General features: G+C 40.8%; 5 protein-coding genes. All 5 read left to right on the top strand.

Annotated features, from left to right (window positions below; translation table 11 throughout):
- Window positions 1-11: 11 nt before the first annotated feature.
- Window positions 12-14243, top strand: coding sequence for a SpaA isopeptide-forming pilin-related protein (locus CRO04_RS22455; RefSeq protein ID WP_097006484.1), 14232 nt, complete (start codon window positions 12-14; stop codon window positions 14241-14243).
- Window positions 14233-15333: a hypothetical protein gene (locus tag CRO04_RS22450; RefSeq protein ID WP_097006483.1), complete on the top strand. Its 1101-nt coding sequence runs from the start codon at window positions 14233-14235 to the stop codon at window positions 15331-15333. Before CRO04_RS22455 ends, CRO04_RS22450 begins: the two co-directional genes overlap by 11 nt.
- A gap of 37 nt (window positions 15334-15370) precedes the next feature.
- Complete coding sequence (locus CRO04_RS22445) at window positions 15371-16132, top strand: hypothetical protein (protein ID WP_097006482.1); 762 nt, start codon at window positions 15371-15373, stop codon at window positions 16130-16132.
- Window positions 16133-16150: 18 nt separating this feature from the next.
- Window positions 16151-16471 carry a hypothetical protein gene (locus CRO04_RS22440; RefSeq protein ID WP_097006481.1) on the top strand — a complete coding sequence of 107 codons (321 nt, stop codon included), beginning with the start codon at window positions 16151-16153 and terminating at the stop codon, window positions 16469-16471.
- A 164-nt stretch (window positions 16472-16635) separates the two neighbouring features.
- On the top strand, window positions 16636-20221 hold a 3586-nt coding region (locus CRO04_RS22435), incomplete at its 3' end, for an InlB B-repeat-containing protein (RefSeq protein WP_207654506.1).

Below are 20221 nucleotides of genomic sequence, written 5' to 3'. Positions count from 1 at the left end.
AGGAGGGAAAAATGAATAAGCGAATGAGGAAACGAAACAGATACATTTCATTGTTGTTATCTGTTGTGATAACGGCAATGGCTTTCATGCCTTATCTTCCGGTACAAGCAGCAAAGTTGCATAATCCAGGAGATAGTCTACCGGCTTTTGGAGATAATTGGCATTTCTACTGTATAGATGCTTATGGGGTCGCATCTAATGGTATTTTACAAAAGGGTGATATGTACACATATGTGCTACCATCTACCAGATTGAATGATACAGAAAGAGCCTATTTATTTTGGGCAACATTATCAATGCTTGCAGGATTTGGTAATCAGCAAAAGATTAATACTGTAATTGATAACATCAATGCTCAGGCACCAAGTCAGGGATTACCCACAATTGCTCCTCTTGTGACTGAAGCAGATTTAAAAACAATCATACATAAGGCTGAGACAAGAGCGAAATATCCATGGCTTGCAGCGGTGGTAAATAATGCTGAGGAATATATGAAGCTAGGTGGAATTATTAGTTCCGGAACAGGAACTAGTAATTCAGGAAAATCAATTCCAACTGTATTGCAAGGGCATACAGACTTAACAACGGCATTAAATGTGGGTAATACTTTTACTATTGAGTTTAATGCTGGTGGAGATGATAAAGATTTTATTCAGAAGGTTCCGCTAAAATTTTCGTTAGATGGCAGTGATGGTTCTTTTCTTCCTAAACCAATGGGAGGGTGGACATATCAAAAAACGGATAATACTATCATATTTTCCAATCCAAATCCAGAACCACCTCAGTTGTATATTCAGTTTGATACAGTAGGAACCGATTATGCTACAAATGGTGCTTATTCTACTGTTGAAGAGGCTTATGAAGAAGGCTTACAGTTATGGGTTTGCACACAATGTAGTGGGACCCATGTAAGTCATTCAAAGACGGTCCCTTTGGAGGATCACCAAAGGTTGGTTTTCTTGGAATTACAAGGTGCTCCTTTGCCGCTTTATGCTGCAATTGGTACCGATCCGGTTCCTTCTCTTACTGATGGCAGTATTGATTTTAAAATCTATCGCCATAACGAGGAGATGAAATCTACATATAACTTACAACTTAATAAATATGATGATGAAACCGGAAAACCACTTTCAAACGCAATATTTAAGCTGTATGAGCGTTTTGATGATAAAGACCGGGTAAATACGGAGCGTGACGGAGCAGTAGAGTTGTATGAGGGGGGTGAGCCTTACAAGAGCTATTATACGGACAATCCTGTCATATGGGATAATTTCCGCTTTGCTGGTTCTGTAACAACGGATGAATCTGGCTATGGTAAAAAGACTGTTAATCATACTTATAATTACGATAAAACATTTTGTGATGGGCATCCGGCTCCGGAGTTTGTTTCCGTTCCGGAGGAGGAAATTGATGAGGAAACCGGAGAGGTAACCAATGAAGCAGAAATTGAAGATGCTAAGGCTGAAAATCAACGGCTTGCAAATGCCTGGGTAAGCGCTGTGGCAGATTGTGAAGAACATGCTTCCGGGGATTTCTCTGGTGTACATTTCCACTGGATTCAGTCAGGAGTCAATGTATCAGAAATTGAAAGTGTTCTGTCTGATGGGGGGAGCGATACACCTGATGGTGGCGTGACGACATCAGCCAGTGAAGAAGAAGCATATCAGGAATCCGGATGTCGGGCAGACTGTCAGGCCACTTATGAAAAATTTATTTCCATGAAATATAGCTATACCTGGAAAGAATCAACGGCGAAAGACGGATATACTCTGCATGATTTGCATCCGGATGATGTTCCGATCGAGGTTGTAACAACAGATGCTTCTGAAAACGGAGCCAATGCTACTTTTTCAGGATTATACAGCAAAGATATTGCGATTAATGCAAAAGTTACCGGAAGCCCCGCTTCCATGGTCAAAGCTCAAAGAGCAGCAATTGAAGCATTTCAGATGGAGGAGCCTGTTGTAGAGGAGGATTTAAATCTTGAACAGGAGAAGAAATCAAATATTATTCAGAAAATTATTAATTTCTTTTTGCCATCTGATCCAGAATACGAGGATATAAAGGTTGAGGAAGAAATTGATAATGATGATCCAGTGTTTAATGATAGTGATAAGATAGCCACCAACTCAAATGCATATGATTCTTCACAATATTTTAAGTTATCATCTTCTAATGTTTCTAATTCCATTCTGTATAGCCAAAATGAAGAAGTGACGAAGGGATCCGAAACAGAAGCGGGGGAATCCGAAACAGAAGCAGTGGAGAAATCCGAAACAGAAGCAGTGGAGGAACCCGAAACAGAAGCGGTGGAGGAATCCGAAACTGAAGCAGTGGAGGAATCCGAAACAGAAGCAGTGGAGGAATCCGAAACAGAAGTAGTGGAGAAATCCGAAACAGAAGCAGTGGAGGAATCCGAAACAGAAGCAGTAGAGGAATCCGAAACAGAAGTGGCTGAGGAATCAAAACCGGTAGCAACAGTAGAGAATGAAACAGAGGCAGTGAAGAAAGCAAAAACGGAAGTGAAACAGAGAAGTTCAAAAGTAGATAAAGCCACAAATTCTAATGCACTGGTCCCGTCAGAAATTCTTTTTACAACAATATCTAACGCAAGGTTAGGTTTTAATTTGTTGGCTGAAGAAGGTAACGATGAAACTGGTAGTACCGGCAATTTGTTCGTATCAGCTTACAATACTGCTTTAACATCAGCAAGTGTAGGGGATGATGTTGAAGCCGAACCATCTACTAATTACAGTCACTGTAATGATTCAGATAGAGAAGGTAATCGGTGGAGGATATATGATCACCGGACAGAAGGGGAAATTCATGTAAAAAAATATGATATGGAGCTTTTAAAAGGAGAATCGGAAGAGTATGATCCCAGCGGTGACGCGCAGGGGGATGGAACTGTTGAAGGAGGTGTGTATGGGCTGTTTGCTGCCAGTGCACTAACCCATCCGGATGGAAAAACCGGAACCGTCTATGAAGCGAATGATCTTGTCTCTATCGGAACCGCTGATAAAAATGGTGAGTTGTCCTTTATGGCATATACAGAAGCTCCTGGATTTACTTACAACTATGAAACCGGAACTGTAGTGGAAACAGCGAGCGGCTGGGCGGGAAAAGCTCCTTCCAACCTCTATGTGGCTGACAGTTCCTATGACGATTACTCAGCAGATGCCCAGTATACAAGAGTATATTATGATAATAAATCCAATAATGGAAATGGGTGGATTGGACGACCGCTTTTAATGGGTGATTATTATGTAAAAGAATTAAGTCGTTCTGAGGGATTTGAACTTTCTGTAGGAAGCAAAGAAAACAGTCATACAAACAAAGGTCAGGATGTAAATGCAGGAGTACCTGCTAATGCAGGAAGTGGCTATGCTGCCATAACCAAAAATTTGTATCCGGAGGGACAGATCTCAGATAATCCAACTGGTGAATGGGGAAATCCTGATTATAACGAATTGTTTTTTGCTGCGGAAAGCAAAGAGACTGGAATGAATGGATTTGATATTTTGCTTAATAACCTGCCAGAGGGGTCAAAGATATACCGCTTAGATAACGGGGCGGAAAGTCGGGCAGTAGAAGTAGGAACGGGTGTTTACGATAAGGTAATGCTTGGTTATTATGTTACAGCAGAAAATGACTTTCAGTATCCGAAATATAACCCGGACGGCAGCTTGATGACAACAGAAGTTTCAACGAATTATCAGGCCAACCAATTCCAGGTTGCACAGTGGCAGGATCTCGACACAACAGCGGTTAAAGCGGCCCTAGAGAGTGAAGAGCCGGCTATGACTGATGTGGAGGTTCTGGATAAGCTGGCCAGCGATTTTACTGCTGATGATTTTAACTTTCTCAAAGGGAAAGCTGAAAAAGCACTCCGCAGTAGTGGAAAGAATACTCCTAAAATAAAAACTAACGGTACCGGTTATTCCAGTATTTATGCAGGAGTCTTTGATGCCGGAGTGAGAGAGGGCGATATTGATGCATATGGTGTGTCTGGGGTAGCGCCTGGAAGTCCTGCAAGCCGCACGGTTTATGGTTCCCCAATTGTAACACTGCAAATCAACAAGCTGGACAGTCAGGATAATCCAATTAAAGTCGGAGATGCAATTTTGTCTGTCCTGGATTTTTATAACACGAACAGTTTTTACAACTATGGCGGTGTTCACAGCATAGAGGAGGATTCTGATGCTTACTATATTACAGTTTATGCAAGCCAGTATGGGAACCCAAAGACCTTTTTTGCATCCGGCAGCGATCCGGAAACAGACAGTATTATTTATAATCGGGTAGAGTACCTTCCAGATGATACGGGTGAAAGTCCAAGATACATATATGCAACGTATTCTAATAATCCGGACAATGGAGCATTTGGTACCTATGATGGATTTAAATCAGAACTGATTGGAAGCCGCAACTACATATCGGCTCGTCTGATTACAGATGCCGCAGCAACCGAAACGGGCGGTCTGATCAGTAAAACCATTACTCAAAATGTGTATTATCAAAAGGGTGAAACGCCATGTGATAAGGACGGAAATCCAATCGAAGCATATGAGTATGTAGAACAAACCACAAAGATTATGCAGGATGTAACTGTCGGACAGTGGACAGAGCTACCCCTTTCCACTGTGAATGGAGCTACTATCTGCCATACTGACAGCAGCTATACGGATGCTTATGGAGCGGTCCATGCAGATGATGATTTACAGTCTTACACCTTCCGGATTGTCGTACCTGAAAAACAGATTACCCTGACTCAGGCACATATTGATGCAATGGGGAACCCGGCCGAGTGGTCTGCAGGGGATAAGATGGGAGCGGCCTCCTATTATGTGGCAGTAAGAAATGCAAACGTTAAAATATACCTGGATTATGAAGAACTAAGTATTGCCGGTGAGGGAAGCTATATTAAGACAATTACCCTAAGTTATCCGGGACAGGAATATATCTGGCAGGATGGAGAAAACAGTCCGGGAACGAATACCAGATTAAATCCTGTAAGAGTAGAACAGAGAGCAATCAAGCAACAAATCAAGGTTACAAAGAAAATTGATCCTGGTTCTTATAAAAACACAAATTCTTACAGCGATGTACAGGAAGATTGGTTTACGAAACTTTTTGGCAGTCCTAAGGTCAACAAGATGGGTGATTTTCGCTTTAAGACATACTTACGATCCAATTTATTGAGGCTGTATCGGGACGAGGCCGGTTCCGTCACATGGGTAGATCGAAAGGGTAATGAGATTGATGTTTTGGCGATTAATGATGCTTACCCGGAGCTGGTGAACAAGATATATACAAAAGCTCTTCATCAAACGGATCCGCTCTATAGGGATTCCAATGATGCGGTTATTTACAACAAGGAATTGTATAGTTACACCGATAATCTCATCAATGATGGGCAAAATAGTGGTTATACGGCCATTTTGGAAACATCAGATCAACTGGTGGAAGATGCAGCCGGCACAAGAGTTGTTTCAGGCTACAATTACGAAAAATTCTTTGATGCTGTTGCAGTAGCCAATAATGACAAATGGGATCTTGCCGCACCGACTTATACTTCTTATCAGCCAATCGGAAATGAGACAAATCGAACAACTTACACAATAGAGAATGCCAAAGCTTCTGACATGGTACGTCAGTTTGCCATCACCTGGTACTTAGATGATGAAATTGCCAAACTGGTACAGAATGTTTCATCAAACAACCAGGAAACGGAAACTGCCGGTGAAGTCACTTATTCTGACGAATTGTACGATAAAGCCTTGTATCACGCAATTATCAAAGCAGAAAACTATTTAAAACCATTTTTCAGCTATGATATTGACGAGATTTATGCTGTTGATTGGGATACAGAAGGCAACGGTGGAACTGATGACGATCCATCAACGCTTTCTGCCAATATAGAAGCAGACGAATGTTACTTTAACACTTCTAAATATCTGCCATACGGAGTTTATGTAGTGGCAGAGCAGCAACCACAATATAGCAGTTTAGAGGATTTTGCTAATAAGCATTATCAGATTGATAAGCCAAGAGAAGTAGTCGTTCCTACGGTATATGCTTCTTATGATGGTTCCCAGCAGAATCCAGCAAAGCTTAATAATTATTATAACTATGATGCAGAAGAAACGGCAGAGGAGCTGGCGGCTAAGTATCAGATCCGGTTTGTTGAAGAGGATCATGTGATAAAGGCTCATAATTATAACGGTAATTTTGAAGTGTATAAGCATGGATTAAGTATCAGCCAGATTACAAACGAAGTACCTGGTACACCGGGAGCCGGTGATTATTTTGCCCTTACTCAGTCAGAATACCGTCCACTTAAAAATTATTACAATGTTCAGGATGACCGGATGTCTGGTGATGTGCCGTATTACCTGACAGAGGGACAAAGCGGAAGAGATGGAGTTTCAACATCATATCGTTATAGTTCCGTTTCAGAATCTTTTGGAGTGGCGAATGATGTGCCATATCCAGGAGCTGCTGTTACAGAAGATAACCTGCTTGGAATTATGTACCAGGACAATGTGAAGTCCATGCAGGGAAACCTTACTGCTTATGACGGAAAATTTGCTGCAATGCTGGTACCTTATACCGTAACTGCGCCGGCCAGTGCCAGCAGTGAGGTAAATGAGGTAACGCCACAGCCAAGTGGGGAGAGTTCCTACATTGGATATGCTTATAACCAGTTTGAAAATCGTTTCTATACCTCTAAACTGAGGATTGAAAAGCTGGATAGCGAAACCCATGAGAACATTCTTCACGATGGTGCGATCTTTGGAATTTATGCAGCAAAACGGGACGATTCGAAAGATGGTGACGGAGCAGTATTATTCTACAAAACAGACACTTTGGTTACCGGTACAAAAGAGTTTCTGGAAGCAATGGGAGCAACTGGAATCACTCCGTTTGTGCAGAAGCTTTCCTGGTTTGAAAAACTGATTGGAAAAGAAGCCGGCCCTGGAAATCTCTATAGCGGAACTGTACCAGCTGGAACCCCGATCTGCGAGGAATCGGATCAGGTGATATTAGGTGATTCCTTTGGGAACCAGACAGTGGCATTTAAAGCCTACAGTACCGTTCTGGACGGCTTGATGAAAGATGAAACAGATAATTCTACCCTGAGATACCAGTATCAGACGGTCGGATATATTGAAACACCTCAGCCATTAGGTGCAGGTACTTATGTTGTGGCGGAACTGAAACCAACTTCCGGATATACCAGGAGTAAGCCGGTAGCACTTGAAGTGTATTCTGATAAAGTGGCTTATTACAAAGAGGGAAACAAAGATGACCGTGTGCTTGCGGCAATGTATGAAGATCCTTCCGACAATCAGACCACGAATGGGAATAAACCCCAAGATGTTGTGAATGTGGCCAGAATTAATGTAGAAAATGCTCCGATCAAGCTTACTGTAGAAAAGGTGAAGGAGTCCAGTGTTAATACAGCAGAGACAACCGCAGATAAGACCGTAACCTATAAGGTTAGCGGACGTGTGGACGGTACCCTTGCTGAAATTGGTAACAACCCTGATCTTATATACGCCTACAGTGAAAATGGTACTTACTTAGGGTACGCATGGAAAAAAGGTACCTTAGAGCAGCTTGCAGCAAGAAAAGCAGATGGTGAATTGGTAGAACTGGCCTATGAAGGAAATGTATTTACCGGCTATGGTTTTGTAACACGAACACTGGAAACGGCCAATGATACCAACCAATATGTTGCTGGGGCAACGATGACTTTGTACGATGCCCTGGAACTTAAGCCAACCGGGGATACCCAGGATCACGCCTACAATGGGCTGACAATTGAACGAAACCGCACCAATAACATTACCAGAATGTATGTGAAAGAAGGCTTTGCTGGCGAAAAGGTCGAGTTTGTCAAAGAAACAGATGAGGCTGAAAATGAATGCCAGGTGACCGTCCAGACCGGAGTAGATAAAAATCAGAATCCTATTATGGAATCCGGAGCGATCTGGACAGCAGAAACGGTTCAAAGATTAGATACGGATATCCTCTACTATGACCTAGACAGTCTAAATCTTTTTACTACCAAGACAATTGAAGGTCAGAGCGTTAAATATGGGTATGACAGAAAACATGTTCCGGTACCGTTATCTACGTTGGAGTCAGATAAAGTAAACTTTGACAAGACGGATAGTGAGTATTCCATTTACGCATTCAAAAATGGAGCGGCCTACTTAGAATTTGTTGGCGGTGATTTCACACAGATCCGTTATTCAGCAAATGATAAGATTCTTGAGGTCGGAGAAGATACGATTGTTTATCACATTGACCGGGCTGGAAACCGGGATGCACTGGTTGATCCTTACACCGGTATGGCATATGTTCTCGAAAAACAGCCTGACGGAAGTCAGAAAGTCCTTGTGTGGGCGGTTAATATCCGGAGAGATATTTATGGAAATATAATAGCCAGGGATAAAATTACAACTTCTAGGATAGCAACCGTTGGTGAAAATAAAGCAGGATACTCTGATAACGGAACAATTGAAGTAACTAATAATTCAGGGACAGCAGTCACAAATCCAATTTACAGCCACACGGAATCCGGATATATTACCGGCTCCTGGGGTTCCGATGCCGGAGAAGAAAGCCATAAACAATCATCAGTGCTACAGAATAACAATGGTCAGAGTATGAATGACAGTACACTGGTTGATGAAAATAATGGAAGTTTTGAGAAAGACATGAATCCGGTATACGATGAACACGGTCTGCCCTCATACTACCAGCGTAGTTATGAAACTTACGATAAAGGGACAGAACTTTATGACAGAAACGGTGATTTTGTCCGCTATCAAGATTCCAATAATCTGGAGGAATATAATCAAGCAGCCTATCGTATCAATGAGCCGGGCGAATTACTTGATGGAGATGAGACAGCAGAGAACCAGGATCAGAAGGATCTGTACCACCGGATGGGAGAAGCCTATATTGTGCAGAATACCTGGGTCACCTCTGATACCACTCCCAATGATCCATTTGATCTTACCATGACAGATGGTCAGGCAGATATCTTAAAACGATTACCAGAAGGTAACTATATCCTGGAGGAACTCATAAGTCCGGAGGGTATGAACAAAGGCCTGCCGGTGGGTAAAACCGTTTTAGAAACAGCAGATATGCAGAATACAAAAATGGTAGATACGTCCACTAAGACGGAAATTGAAAAACTGGACGGAACTAATAAATATACCGTAAATCGTATTGATATGCTTTCCGGAAAAACGATGGGAACTGTGTTAGAAGGGAAAGGTACTTACAGCTACGGGCATGTTTCCGGTGCGGATCTGGCTCTTTATAAAGCAAAACGGGTTTATACCTCTTCCGGATATTATTTACAGAAAGCAGCAGATATCCCGGTAGCGTTTGCAACAACAAACGACACGGTTTCGGCTCCTGAAGTGATTCATGCAGCCTGGACAACGGGAACAACGCCGGTCTATTTTGAAGGATTGCCTACCGGAGACTATTTGCTGGAAGAAACAACAACACCAACAGGATATGTAACTGCTACACCAGTAGAAATTACCGTTACAAATACCAGAGAAGTTCAAAATTTCACTATGAATAACGATCATACAAAAGTGGAAGTAGATAAGTATGTAACAGTCGGAGATGAGAGGATTTTCCTGGGGAATGTTGGCTTTACCTTATATCCGGCAGTTATGGATAAATCTGGTGTGGTGTATCAAGATGGAAAGCCGGTTTACGATGACACAACGGTTATTGACACCTGGGTGACCAATGATGCTACCGATTACACAGAAACTATAGATTTCAGAAACTATCCTAACAGCAATCAGAACGGGCAGAGCGGCTTCACCTTAGAATTTGAGTCCATGTACAAGTTAAACGGCACCAAGCCTGGGACAAGCATTTCCTGGGCAGTAGAGAGAACTGCTACCAGAACCAGCGAAAATGACACCGTTTGGGTCATGGAAGATGGAACGAAAATTCCTATCATCAATGGTGTGATCACCTACCCGGCAGGAATGGATCAGCAGGATATGGATGGATTTTTATCTGCTTATGATGCCAATCATGGAGCCAACACCATTAAATGGATCGTCAACCGGTCCGCAGCTTATGTGTCTCATACTCAGATTGACAGCGGAAATACAACTGCATTCCCAACAGAAGCTACTATGTTTTTTGAAGCTGATAATGGGGAAATGATTAGGATTACCGTATATGAGGGTACCGCAGACAGAAATGGACGAAATTATACGTTTGAATATCAGTATGATTATAAGCAGCTGTCCGCAGTTAATTCTAAAGCGTATTCTTACTTGACCGCCGAGGGTTACCGCCGGTTCAATTATCTGCCAGCTGGTATGGCCTATGTGCTGGTAGAAACAAGTGTCCCGGAAGGGTACGCAAAAGCAGAGGATACGGTGATTATTGTAAAGGATATTGCTGATGTGCAGCACTACGCCATTGAAAACGAAGTGAGTGCGATCCGGATCAGCAAAATCGGCGGTGATGGAACCAAAGAATTTGCTGGCAATGAATTAGCACTTTACAAAGCAGCTTCTGATGGCAGCCTTATAAAAACACCAGAGTATCTTCTTACAACATGGCTTACCGGAAGTGATGGAGAGTATACCGAAGCTGATTTTATTAATGGCCGGATTCCGGAAGGATACAGTCAGGGCGATTTAAAACCGCACACCATAACTGGTATGGACAATGGAATTTATTATGTGGTAGAGAATGCCAGTGCAGACTACTACACATTATTTGAGCCAATCCGGATCGAATATAACCGGGCTGATAATATAAGGATTGTCCGGGCCAGCAATCAGGTAGCGGAAGGTCAACTGGAACTTATCAAAGCGGATGAAACTGGTACAAATTTGTTATCCGATGCTGTTTTTGAAGTCAGTGCATATTTACAGCAATCAGGAAGCAGAGAACCAGTATTTACAAGAACGGTAAGTACGATCAATGGTAAGGCTACATTAACAGGGCTGCCGGTCGGAAGAATCTTATCAGACGGAAGTTTAGAACCATACCGGTACCGGGTAAAGGAGACCGTGCCTCCGGATGGATATGCAGTGAATACTTTGATCGAAACCTTTAGTTTTGCTCCTGATAACGGTGGTGTGTCTTATCAACCAGGAGAAACAGCAAAGTATAGCATTACAGTACTAAATGAGAAAACCAAGATTACTATTGAGAAACGAGATTTTGACAAGCTGGAGGATTCCGGTATTGATGGCGCCTTCGTTGATGGTGCACAAATGGCTATCTTTGAACTATTGGGACGGGATGCAGAGGATAACTTCATCTACGATGAAACCAAAGCATTTACTGAATGGACAACGACTGCAGAGCAGCATATGGTGGAAGGTCTGGTTGCTGGAAAGAGCTACCTGTTGTTAGAGAAAAAGGCACCGAAAGGCTATAACCTAATGAATCCAGTCATGTTTACGGTATCACAGGACGGCCGGAAGATTACAACGATATCTGACAAGCTTCATACAGTAACGGTCAATACCATTCAAACGGATGATTTTACGATGGATACTTATAATCCGGATGTGGACTCCATACAGTCCGTAACAATCAACGGCCGGTATCCAACGAAGATGGAAAAGAGCATGGTAAATGAGGCCGGCTATGAAGTTCTTAGATGGACCACAACAGGTAATGGGTATGATATATATCCATCAGAGGATCTGGTTGAAGGAGGACTATATACCATTCGGGAGATCGTGTATTTTTCCGATGGTTCCGAGTTATTAACCGGAAAAACTACCCGGAGGCTGCATTTTAATGATGGCAGCTATCATGTTGAAGATCGAACGATCGGCAGCAATAATTTAACGCTTGCCTATGCAGACGGAACGGAAATCCACTCCTATAATCCACAAGAATATTTAACTGAAGCAACCATACAGAATCATGTTAATCCGGAAAATCCAAAGATATTTTTATGGAACCGTGATGGTCAGCCGGGAGATGTGTTGAATCCGAACCAGGCAGTACTTGGATCAGTATTTTACGCAAATACATCACATACAACAACGGATGTTGAATTAACACTTCGGTTTGATAATGCGGTAAGGATTATTGACAGCGGAGCCGGAAATCAGGATGATAATAAGCTTACTTTTACGATTCCTGATGTGAAGCCGTTACAGGGCGGATATGTAACATTTGAGCTTGAGGCAGATCATGTTTCTAGTTCAACAAGTGTAATAGCTACACTAACATCCAGTGGAAAGACGACTGTCACAACCAAAGAAACGCCGATCCTGCAGGCCAATAAACTGACGATATTCAATGATCTGACCGGAAGCGGTAAATATTTATTTGCAGATCAGACAAGCCAGTTTAAGGTTCAGTTGTATAGCAATGCCGGCGTGGAGTTAAAAGGCAGTTATGAGTACACTGGCAGCAAAAATGGGATCATTAAGAGCGGAGATACTATTTCAATGGCAGGAAACGAGTTTATTGTCATTGATCCGGGCAGTATTTACAAAAATATTCGGTATGATGTCACAAGAATAGGAGATGGCCTGGAGGTGGAAGCCAGGAATACTTCCGGAACGGCTTCATCAGAACTGGGAGCGGCTGCGATCTTTACCAGGCACACGGTTGATACGTCAGAGCGGGAAATTTTCATCAAAGGTGAAGAGTATTTGTTAACAGAAACGACTGTATTTTCCGATGGTGAAATTTTAAAGACAAATCAGTTGAAATTTATGATTTCGAAAGATGGCAGCATAGAAGGAATTGGCGTATATGATAAGCAGACCAAACAGGTGATCCATAAAACGGATATTACAACCGGAGAGGAGCTGCCTGGCACGCATATTGTCATTGAAGATGAAGATGGAAATATCATTGATGAGTGGATTTCCATTGATGAACCCCATGAGATTGAAGCTGAGTTGGAGCCGGGTAAAGAATATATCATGATTGAAAAGAATCCTACACAAGGGTTTGCCTATGAGAAGGATATCAAATTTTCTGTGAATGAAGATGGAGCTTTTGATGTGGTAGTGATGGAGGACAAGCCAAATACAGAACATATCTACAAATTGGCCACTGCTTCTGAGGCGGTTCCGGATTTTAAACGTGATGGCAATCAGGCTGGTGCTGTTATGCAGATTCTTGATGCAGATAAGCAGCCAGTTAAGGCCATTCGTGATGACAATTTGTTTAAAGTGGGAGAAGATTTGATTTTTACTACAACCAATGATTTTACTGTTATTACAAAGCAGCTCATTGTAGATACGGCTTATTATCTGCATGAGTTAACACCGCCGGCCGGCCTTGCCTATGCAGAGGATGTTCCGTTTACCGTTTCTCATGATGGTACCATTGATAAAGTTATTATGTGGGATATTCCTACTCATGTAGTGATAAGCAAGACGGATATTACTGGCGAAAAAGAGCTACCTGGTGGCCATTATTCCATCCATGAAGATGACGGAGGTGTAAAAGGTAAGAAGATCTATAAATATGATGGAAATGCTGATGGCAGTCCGCAGGATGTAACAGGAGTATTAGATGCTGGTAAAGATTATTGGCTGGTGGAAGATCTTTCTCCTACAGGCTATGCGTTTACAGAAGCTATAAAGTTTTCGGTAAGTACAGATGGAAGTACGGATTACGTGGTAATGAAGGATAAAGAAACCAATGTTGATATCCGTAAAGAAAATAGTTCGGGTAATCTTCTGGGGAAAGCTGTGCTGCAGGTCATTGACATTGATGCTTCAGAAAACGTGGTGCTAGAATTTGAAACAATCACCGATCAGGTATATTCCATCGTTGGTAAGCTAAAAGCTGGAGAAACATACCGGCTCAGGGAGAAACAAGCTCCTTCTGGCTACCGTACAGCTGCTGATATTGTGTTTACGGTCAGCAAGGACGGATCGGTTGATACCATTACCATGATTGATCAAAAAATTACTACTGATGGAAACACACCAACGCCAAAGCCGCCAACGCCAGAGCCAGAAAAGAAGGTTGGACGAATTGTACCTGAATACAATAGTAATATTTCAGGCGAGGGTCATATACTATTTGGTTCTACGGGTTTCCCGTTTAGTATCTTAGGTTTACCAAAGACTGGAGTTGAGAGTAATATCATACTTTATGCGTTATTATCGTTATTCTTTGGTGGTTTGGCACTTGTGCTTTATATATTCATCAAAAAAGACAGGAGGAATGAAAGTGAAAAATAAGCAAATAGTTCTTTTTCTGGCGGTAGTGGCCGTATCCCTAATGGGATATGGCACCACACCAGCCTTGGAAGAGAATAAAATGGTTATTGAAGATACTTATGAAAGTTATAATCCCGATGATGATGGTATTGACCAATTTGAAGTTGAATACTCTAAAGACGGAAAGATATATAGGCTATTGGATGTTAAAACAAAGATTGTTGATTCATATCCTGAAAAAGAAGAAACGGTAATAAATATTGATTCAAATAGGTTTTATGATATTAATTCAGCTGAGGAAAATCCACCTGCAGAGACAATAGAACAGGACGGATTCTATTATCTGAAAAGCAGTGAATTATTATCTGGAATGACGGAAGAGCGCACTGAAAATAAAAAAACGGAGATTCAGTACAATAAAGTAAGTTATATTGATGAGCTGCCTGAGCGGGGACCGGTAACAGTGACGGATTCCTTAACTGGTAAACAATATAAGCAGGAGCTACCACGAACCGATTATCGAATTATAGGTGAAGATTGGGTAGATGATTTTTCTTTTCCTATTACCATATTTTCAGTAGATGCAGATACATACATGCTAGGAACCACTGAAATACCTAAGGGAGCGGATTTAGGCCAATATGGAACTGAATTCTTAAATGTTTTGGGGCTTAGCCCTGATTATTATAAAATTAGCAGTATTGAGCTGCAGGGAGAGCCTTATGAACAAGATGGGGAGATGCTACAGGCCGCCACTGCCCATGGCCGTCGCCGGGTTGCTAATATAGTAGCTGTTTTTGAAGGAAATGTTACCATTCCTTCAGAACCATACTGGTATTATCAATGTGAATACAGCAGCATTGTACCAGAGGAAAAGATACAAACAATATATAAGATTCAAGCAACAGCAAGTTATGAGTTAATAGATCAAACAGAGGCTGATCCTATTGAGAAATCATTATGGCAACAGATTATAGAGATTGTGAAAAACCCCGTTACCATAGCAGTACTACTCATTTTATTCTTTATTGTAATGTTTTTAATGCTCATTAAGCGAAAAAAGAAAAAAGATAAGCCATCTGTAACATATATAAATGATTCTGATAAATAAATGAAGGGGGATAGGCTTTAATGAGCCTTAAGGAAATATGAAACCATCTTTATCAAAAACGATTACGATTGCTTTATGTGGGGCGCAGCCAAGAATCGGAACAACAACGCAATCTTTTCAACTGTTACAGTATCTCCAAATTAGAGGCTATGATGTTGCTTTCATTGATTTATCTGGAAATGGGTACATTGATAAACTTCGTAAGTTATATGGTGGAGTTGAAAAAAATGGTAATTGTATTATTTATGAAGGCATTCATATGTATCATTCTGTGTTGGATTTAAATGAGAGTTATCAGTACCTGGTGAAAGATTATGGTTCGTTTCAAAATGATAACTTTAATGAAATTTCATATCTCGAACAAGATATACATATTGTGTGCTCCGGGGTGAAACCTAATGAAATTTTTGAAGTAAGCCCTATTTTACAGAAATTGGAGTTTAACCATGCAAAATTTATTTTTTCATTTGTTCCACCTGACAATAGAAGTGCAATACTGAAACAGATGACAAACCGGGCAGCAAACACTTTTTTCGTGGGATATAATCCTGATTCATTCTCTTATGATGCAACTAGCAATAAAGTGTATCGACAGATTATTGGAGACTTTTTATCTGAGGATTTAGTTCGACCATCTAAAAAGACAAATTTAGTTGCGAAGATGTTAAGAAATACAAAACGCCTGGGTTCTATATTGGGAAGCCGATTGAAAACACTTCCTGGAATCTTGACATTGATCTGTGTGTATACCATATTTTTACTTACTATATTGTTTAAAACCGGTGTTGTAAATTTTTAACTATGAAGAGGAGCGGAGATGAAGGAAAAATATAATTCTATTTTACAGCAACAGGCAGACGAAGAAAAAGAATATGAAAAGAAACAAGATAAATTAAAAGATAAATTCGGGATTAAAGGCAAAGATGTGGTGGTGGTTGAAAGAACAAATACTTTCAAGTTTACGATTAACACATTCATCTCACTTGTTTGCTTAGTAAAAAATATCATTGTTTTAGCCTTAGCTTTGACGGGTATATTGGCATTGTTTTACCCTGCTCCTCGCACAGAGGTATTGCTGATATTACAGCAAGCGTTGGATGAGATATATAAGATATTGCCAATTGAGAAGTTTGTGTAAGTTTATATGAGACATTATAATGAGACATTTAAATAGGACAATATACTTGATCTTTTATGGGGGCTAATATGAATAGTATAGAGCGAAAAGAGAGTATTTGTTAACTTGGGAAGAATCGTTGCAAAATTCGCACCAGTTATGGAAATTCAATAGGAGAAAAATGTATGAAAACATATGGAAAAAGAGTATTAAGTTTTTGTCTTGCTGTTATCATTGCAGTAACCACAGTAGGGTATGCGCCGCCATCTTTAGCGTCCGCTGCAATAAAATCAAGTATGGAAGACGCAGTAAGTGCGCTTGCGTCTCCGTCACAAGCAGCGGAAAATGTGGCGAATAAGGCGACCCCCTCAGAAGCAGAAAGTCCGGGGGATAAAGCGACACCCTCTGAGGCTGAAAGCTCAGGGGATAAAGCAACCCCTTCGGAAGCCGTAAGAAAGTTTGTCCAAATGGAACCAGAGGAAATCCCAGAATATTACTCCGAGGTTAAAAAATCCGGGAAACGGTTCTGGAAATTTGAAGACCGTAACGGAATGGTACAGTACCGAGACTTTGGCTATGTAAATGGTGAGGCGGAATTTCCTCTTTGGTATGAAGCGGATCAGATGGGAAGCGTTGAGGATATGTCCTCCTCTATCACTCTGGATGAGGAATACTATGATTTAGCTCCTTATCTTTATGAAAGCACTTGGCCAGAAAAATCTGATTGGGAAAAATTATCCAACAAGCTATTCGGTGACAATGAAACCATATCAAAATGTACAAGAGATATGAGTAGTTATCAAAACTGGGATAAAAGTGATTATACTGTGTGGAAATTAGCACCTATTGATCCAGATGATGAAAATCTTATTGAAATCGGAACTAGATATTATTTTTACGGTGTTATTAAAAACGCAGAAAGAGAAGCGCAAGCAAGCTGGTTTGATGCGGATCAGAATGGAGATGTATTTTTTTATAGATATCCGTTGACGACAATGTTAGCTGTAGCACCTTCAAATTACATCACAGTTTCATACAGTGCGCCTGGAACTCTTTGGTCAGCAGACTCTAAAACTACTATTAATTCAAACACATATTTAGCACCTTCACCCGCTAATAGATCCCCATACCGAGACTATGATGGAGTGGTACAGGATAAGCTGGGATACAGCGATTATAAATTAATTGGCTGGGTTACAGGAAGTGTGAATATCCCTACATTATCAGTTAAAGATACGAAAGGAGAGAAATCAGTAACTGTATATGGAAATCCCGCAGATGTGGGGAGATATGTGGGAGAAACCACATTGTATAAGCCTGGGTTTGATATTAATGTGTATTCTGGTTTTAAGATAACTGGAGTCTGGTGTGCTACGTCTTATTATCATACAGCAATTTTCTATAAAGATGATTTATCAACTTATGTAGATAATAATTATGAGCGCAAACCATCAAAAGTTCAAGCAATCATATCGACCCCGCCGGGTCCAATTGATATGACTATGGTAGCGAAGCCAACTAAACCAGGATATACGTTTCAATGTTGGCAACATGTTAATATTAACGCAGAATCACTTTATTTTTATGATGGAGACACGTTCTATGGTGATAGTAACTATCCCGTTGAGTATTATCCAGTATATAAGGCAAATGAAAATACAATTAGATTTTTAGGTATGAATGGTGAGTTGATTGAAGAAAAGAAAGTATTATCCGGAGATTCGCCAACTGCTCCAACACCACCACAAATACCTGGAAAGAGATTTAAAGGTTGGGATAAAAGTTTTACCAATATTACCAGTGATATGACGATAACCGCACAATATGAAGATGTTGCGACGGTAACAATTGTTGGAAATGGTGGTTTAATAGATGGGCAAGAGACGTATACTCAGGAGGTTAAGGTTGGTTCGTACTTACATGATTTGACAAGAAACTTAAAAAGCCAAGTTTCCAGAGCGGGTTATAGTACCAATCCTGATAAATGGTATTACTTCAAAGAAGATGGGTCTAAAAGTAATGTTTATTACAAACAAGTAACTGATAATGTGACTGTATACGTGGACTGGCAGATTAATAAGTACACTATAACCTTTGAAAATATCTATGGATCAAGTAAGGGGACAAAAACGGTTACGGCTGAATATGGAACTTTATTTAAGGACCTTAACGTACCATCTTTTGAGGTGCCATATAATTACTATGAATTTCTTGGTTACTACACAAGCTATAGTAATGGAGAATTGATTTCTCCGGAAACTCCAGTCACTAAAAATATAACATATTATGCACGGTGGAAGCCGGCTACTGCAGATGTTACATGGCATGATTGCTTTCAAGGCCAGGAGCAGATTTATAAGTCTACTATAAATATTGGAAGTACTCCCAGTCCTTCCACTTGGGGGATTCCAGAGTTAACACGTAATGGATACCAAAAAGTATATGTCACAAAATGGTATACGGAGCCTAATGGGCAAGGAAAGCCTATAAGCAATGATTTACTATTTGAGTATAGGACTTTAGATGTATATGCTTACTGGCAACCAATGAAATATTACATATACTGTTATCAAAATTCGCCTTCAAATCCTTATGCATATAAATATATTACTCATTTGTATGATACAGATGATGTGGAATTACCTGTTCAAGAGGCACCAGGTGGAAAAGTGTTTATTGGGTATAGTATGAATATGGAAGGAGGAACAGTATATAAAAAAATTGGTGAATTACCTTATTCGGATAGCTCCAGTTTTTCTATCTATGCTCAATACGCAAATGCAAATAACACGGTTACCTTTAAGGATTGGAATGGAACAATCATAACAAAAAAAACGGTAGCATATGAAGAAGATGCAGAATTACCTGAAGCACCAAAAAGGTCGGGATACCGATTTATCGGATGGGATAAATCTTATAAAAATATACAAGTAGATACGATTTTAACTGCTCAGTATGAGGTGAGTACTCAGCGCCTTACTTTAGATGGTAATGGAGGCAGCATATCTGGTGACCAGGTGTTAAATATGGATTTTACGGCAGGAGATTCACTGGATCAGACACTTGCAGATGGTAAAGCCGGTGCATCCCGAAAATATTATACTTTTGATGGTTGGTACACAGATCCAACCGGAGGAAGTAAGTATCCGGAGAACGGAAATAAAATGCCGGATACAGATTTAACGATCTATGCTCATTGGGAAAGAAGTTCCAGCGAGGTTGTATTTAAAGATTGGAATGGATCTGTCTTAGATACGCAAGAAGTAACAATCGGAGATGATGCAACACCACCACCGGCAGTCACGGAGAGGATTGGATATACATTTACTGGCTGGGACAAACCTACGACCAATATTCAGGATCATGTAGAAATTAACGCTCTTTATTCCATTAATGGATATTTGCTGACTTTGAATGGAAATGGCGGAACCCTGGAGGGAATGCCTAAAAAAGAAGTAGTTATTTCCTTTGATCAATCCTTTGACCAGGTACTGAAAGACGGTAGGGATCAGGTTACTCGACCGGGATATCATTTTGATGGCTGGTATAACAGTGCGTCAGGTGGAAGCAGCTATTCCTACAATGGAAATCAGATGCCGTCTATAAATATGACTGTGTATGCTCATTGGTCTCCCAATACATATGAAGTAACTTTTGATACGGATCACGTAAGGTGGACCGGGGAGAAACAAAAGGAAGATCATACCTTTGATACAGAGCTGGGGACTCTTCCGGTGCCGGAAATCTATGGTTGGAAATTTAACGGCTGGT

It is taken from the genome of Lacrimispora amygdalina (assembly GCF_900205965.1).
Taxonomy (GTDB): Bacteria; Bacillota; Clostridia; order Lachnospirales; family Lachnospiraceae; genus Lacrimispora; species Lacrimispora amygdalina_A.
Note: the sequence above shows the minus strand (reverse complement) of the source record. Positions and strands in the feature narration are given on the sequence as shown.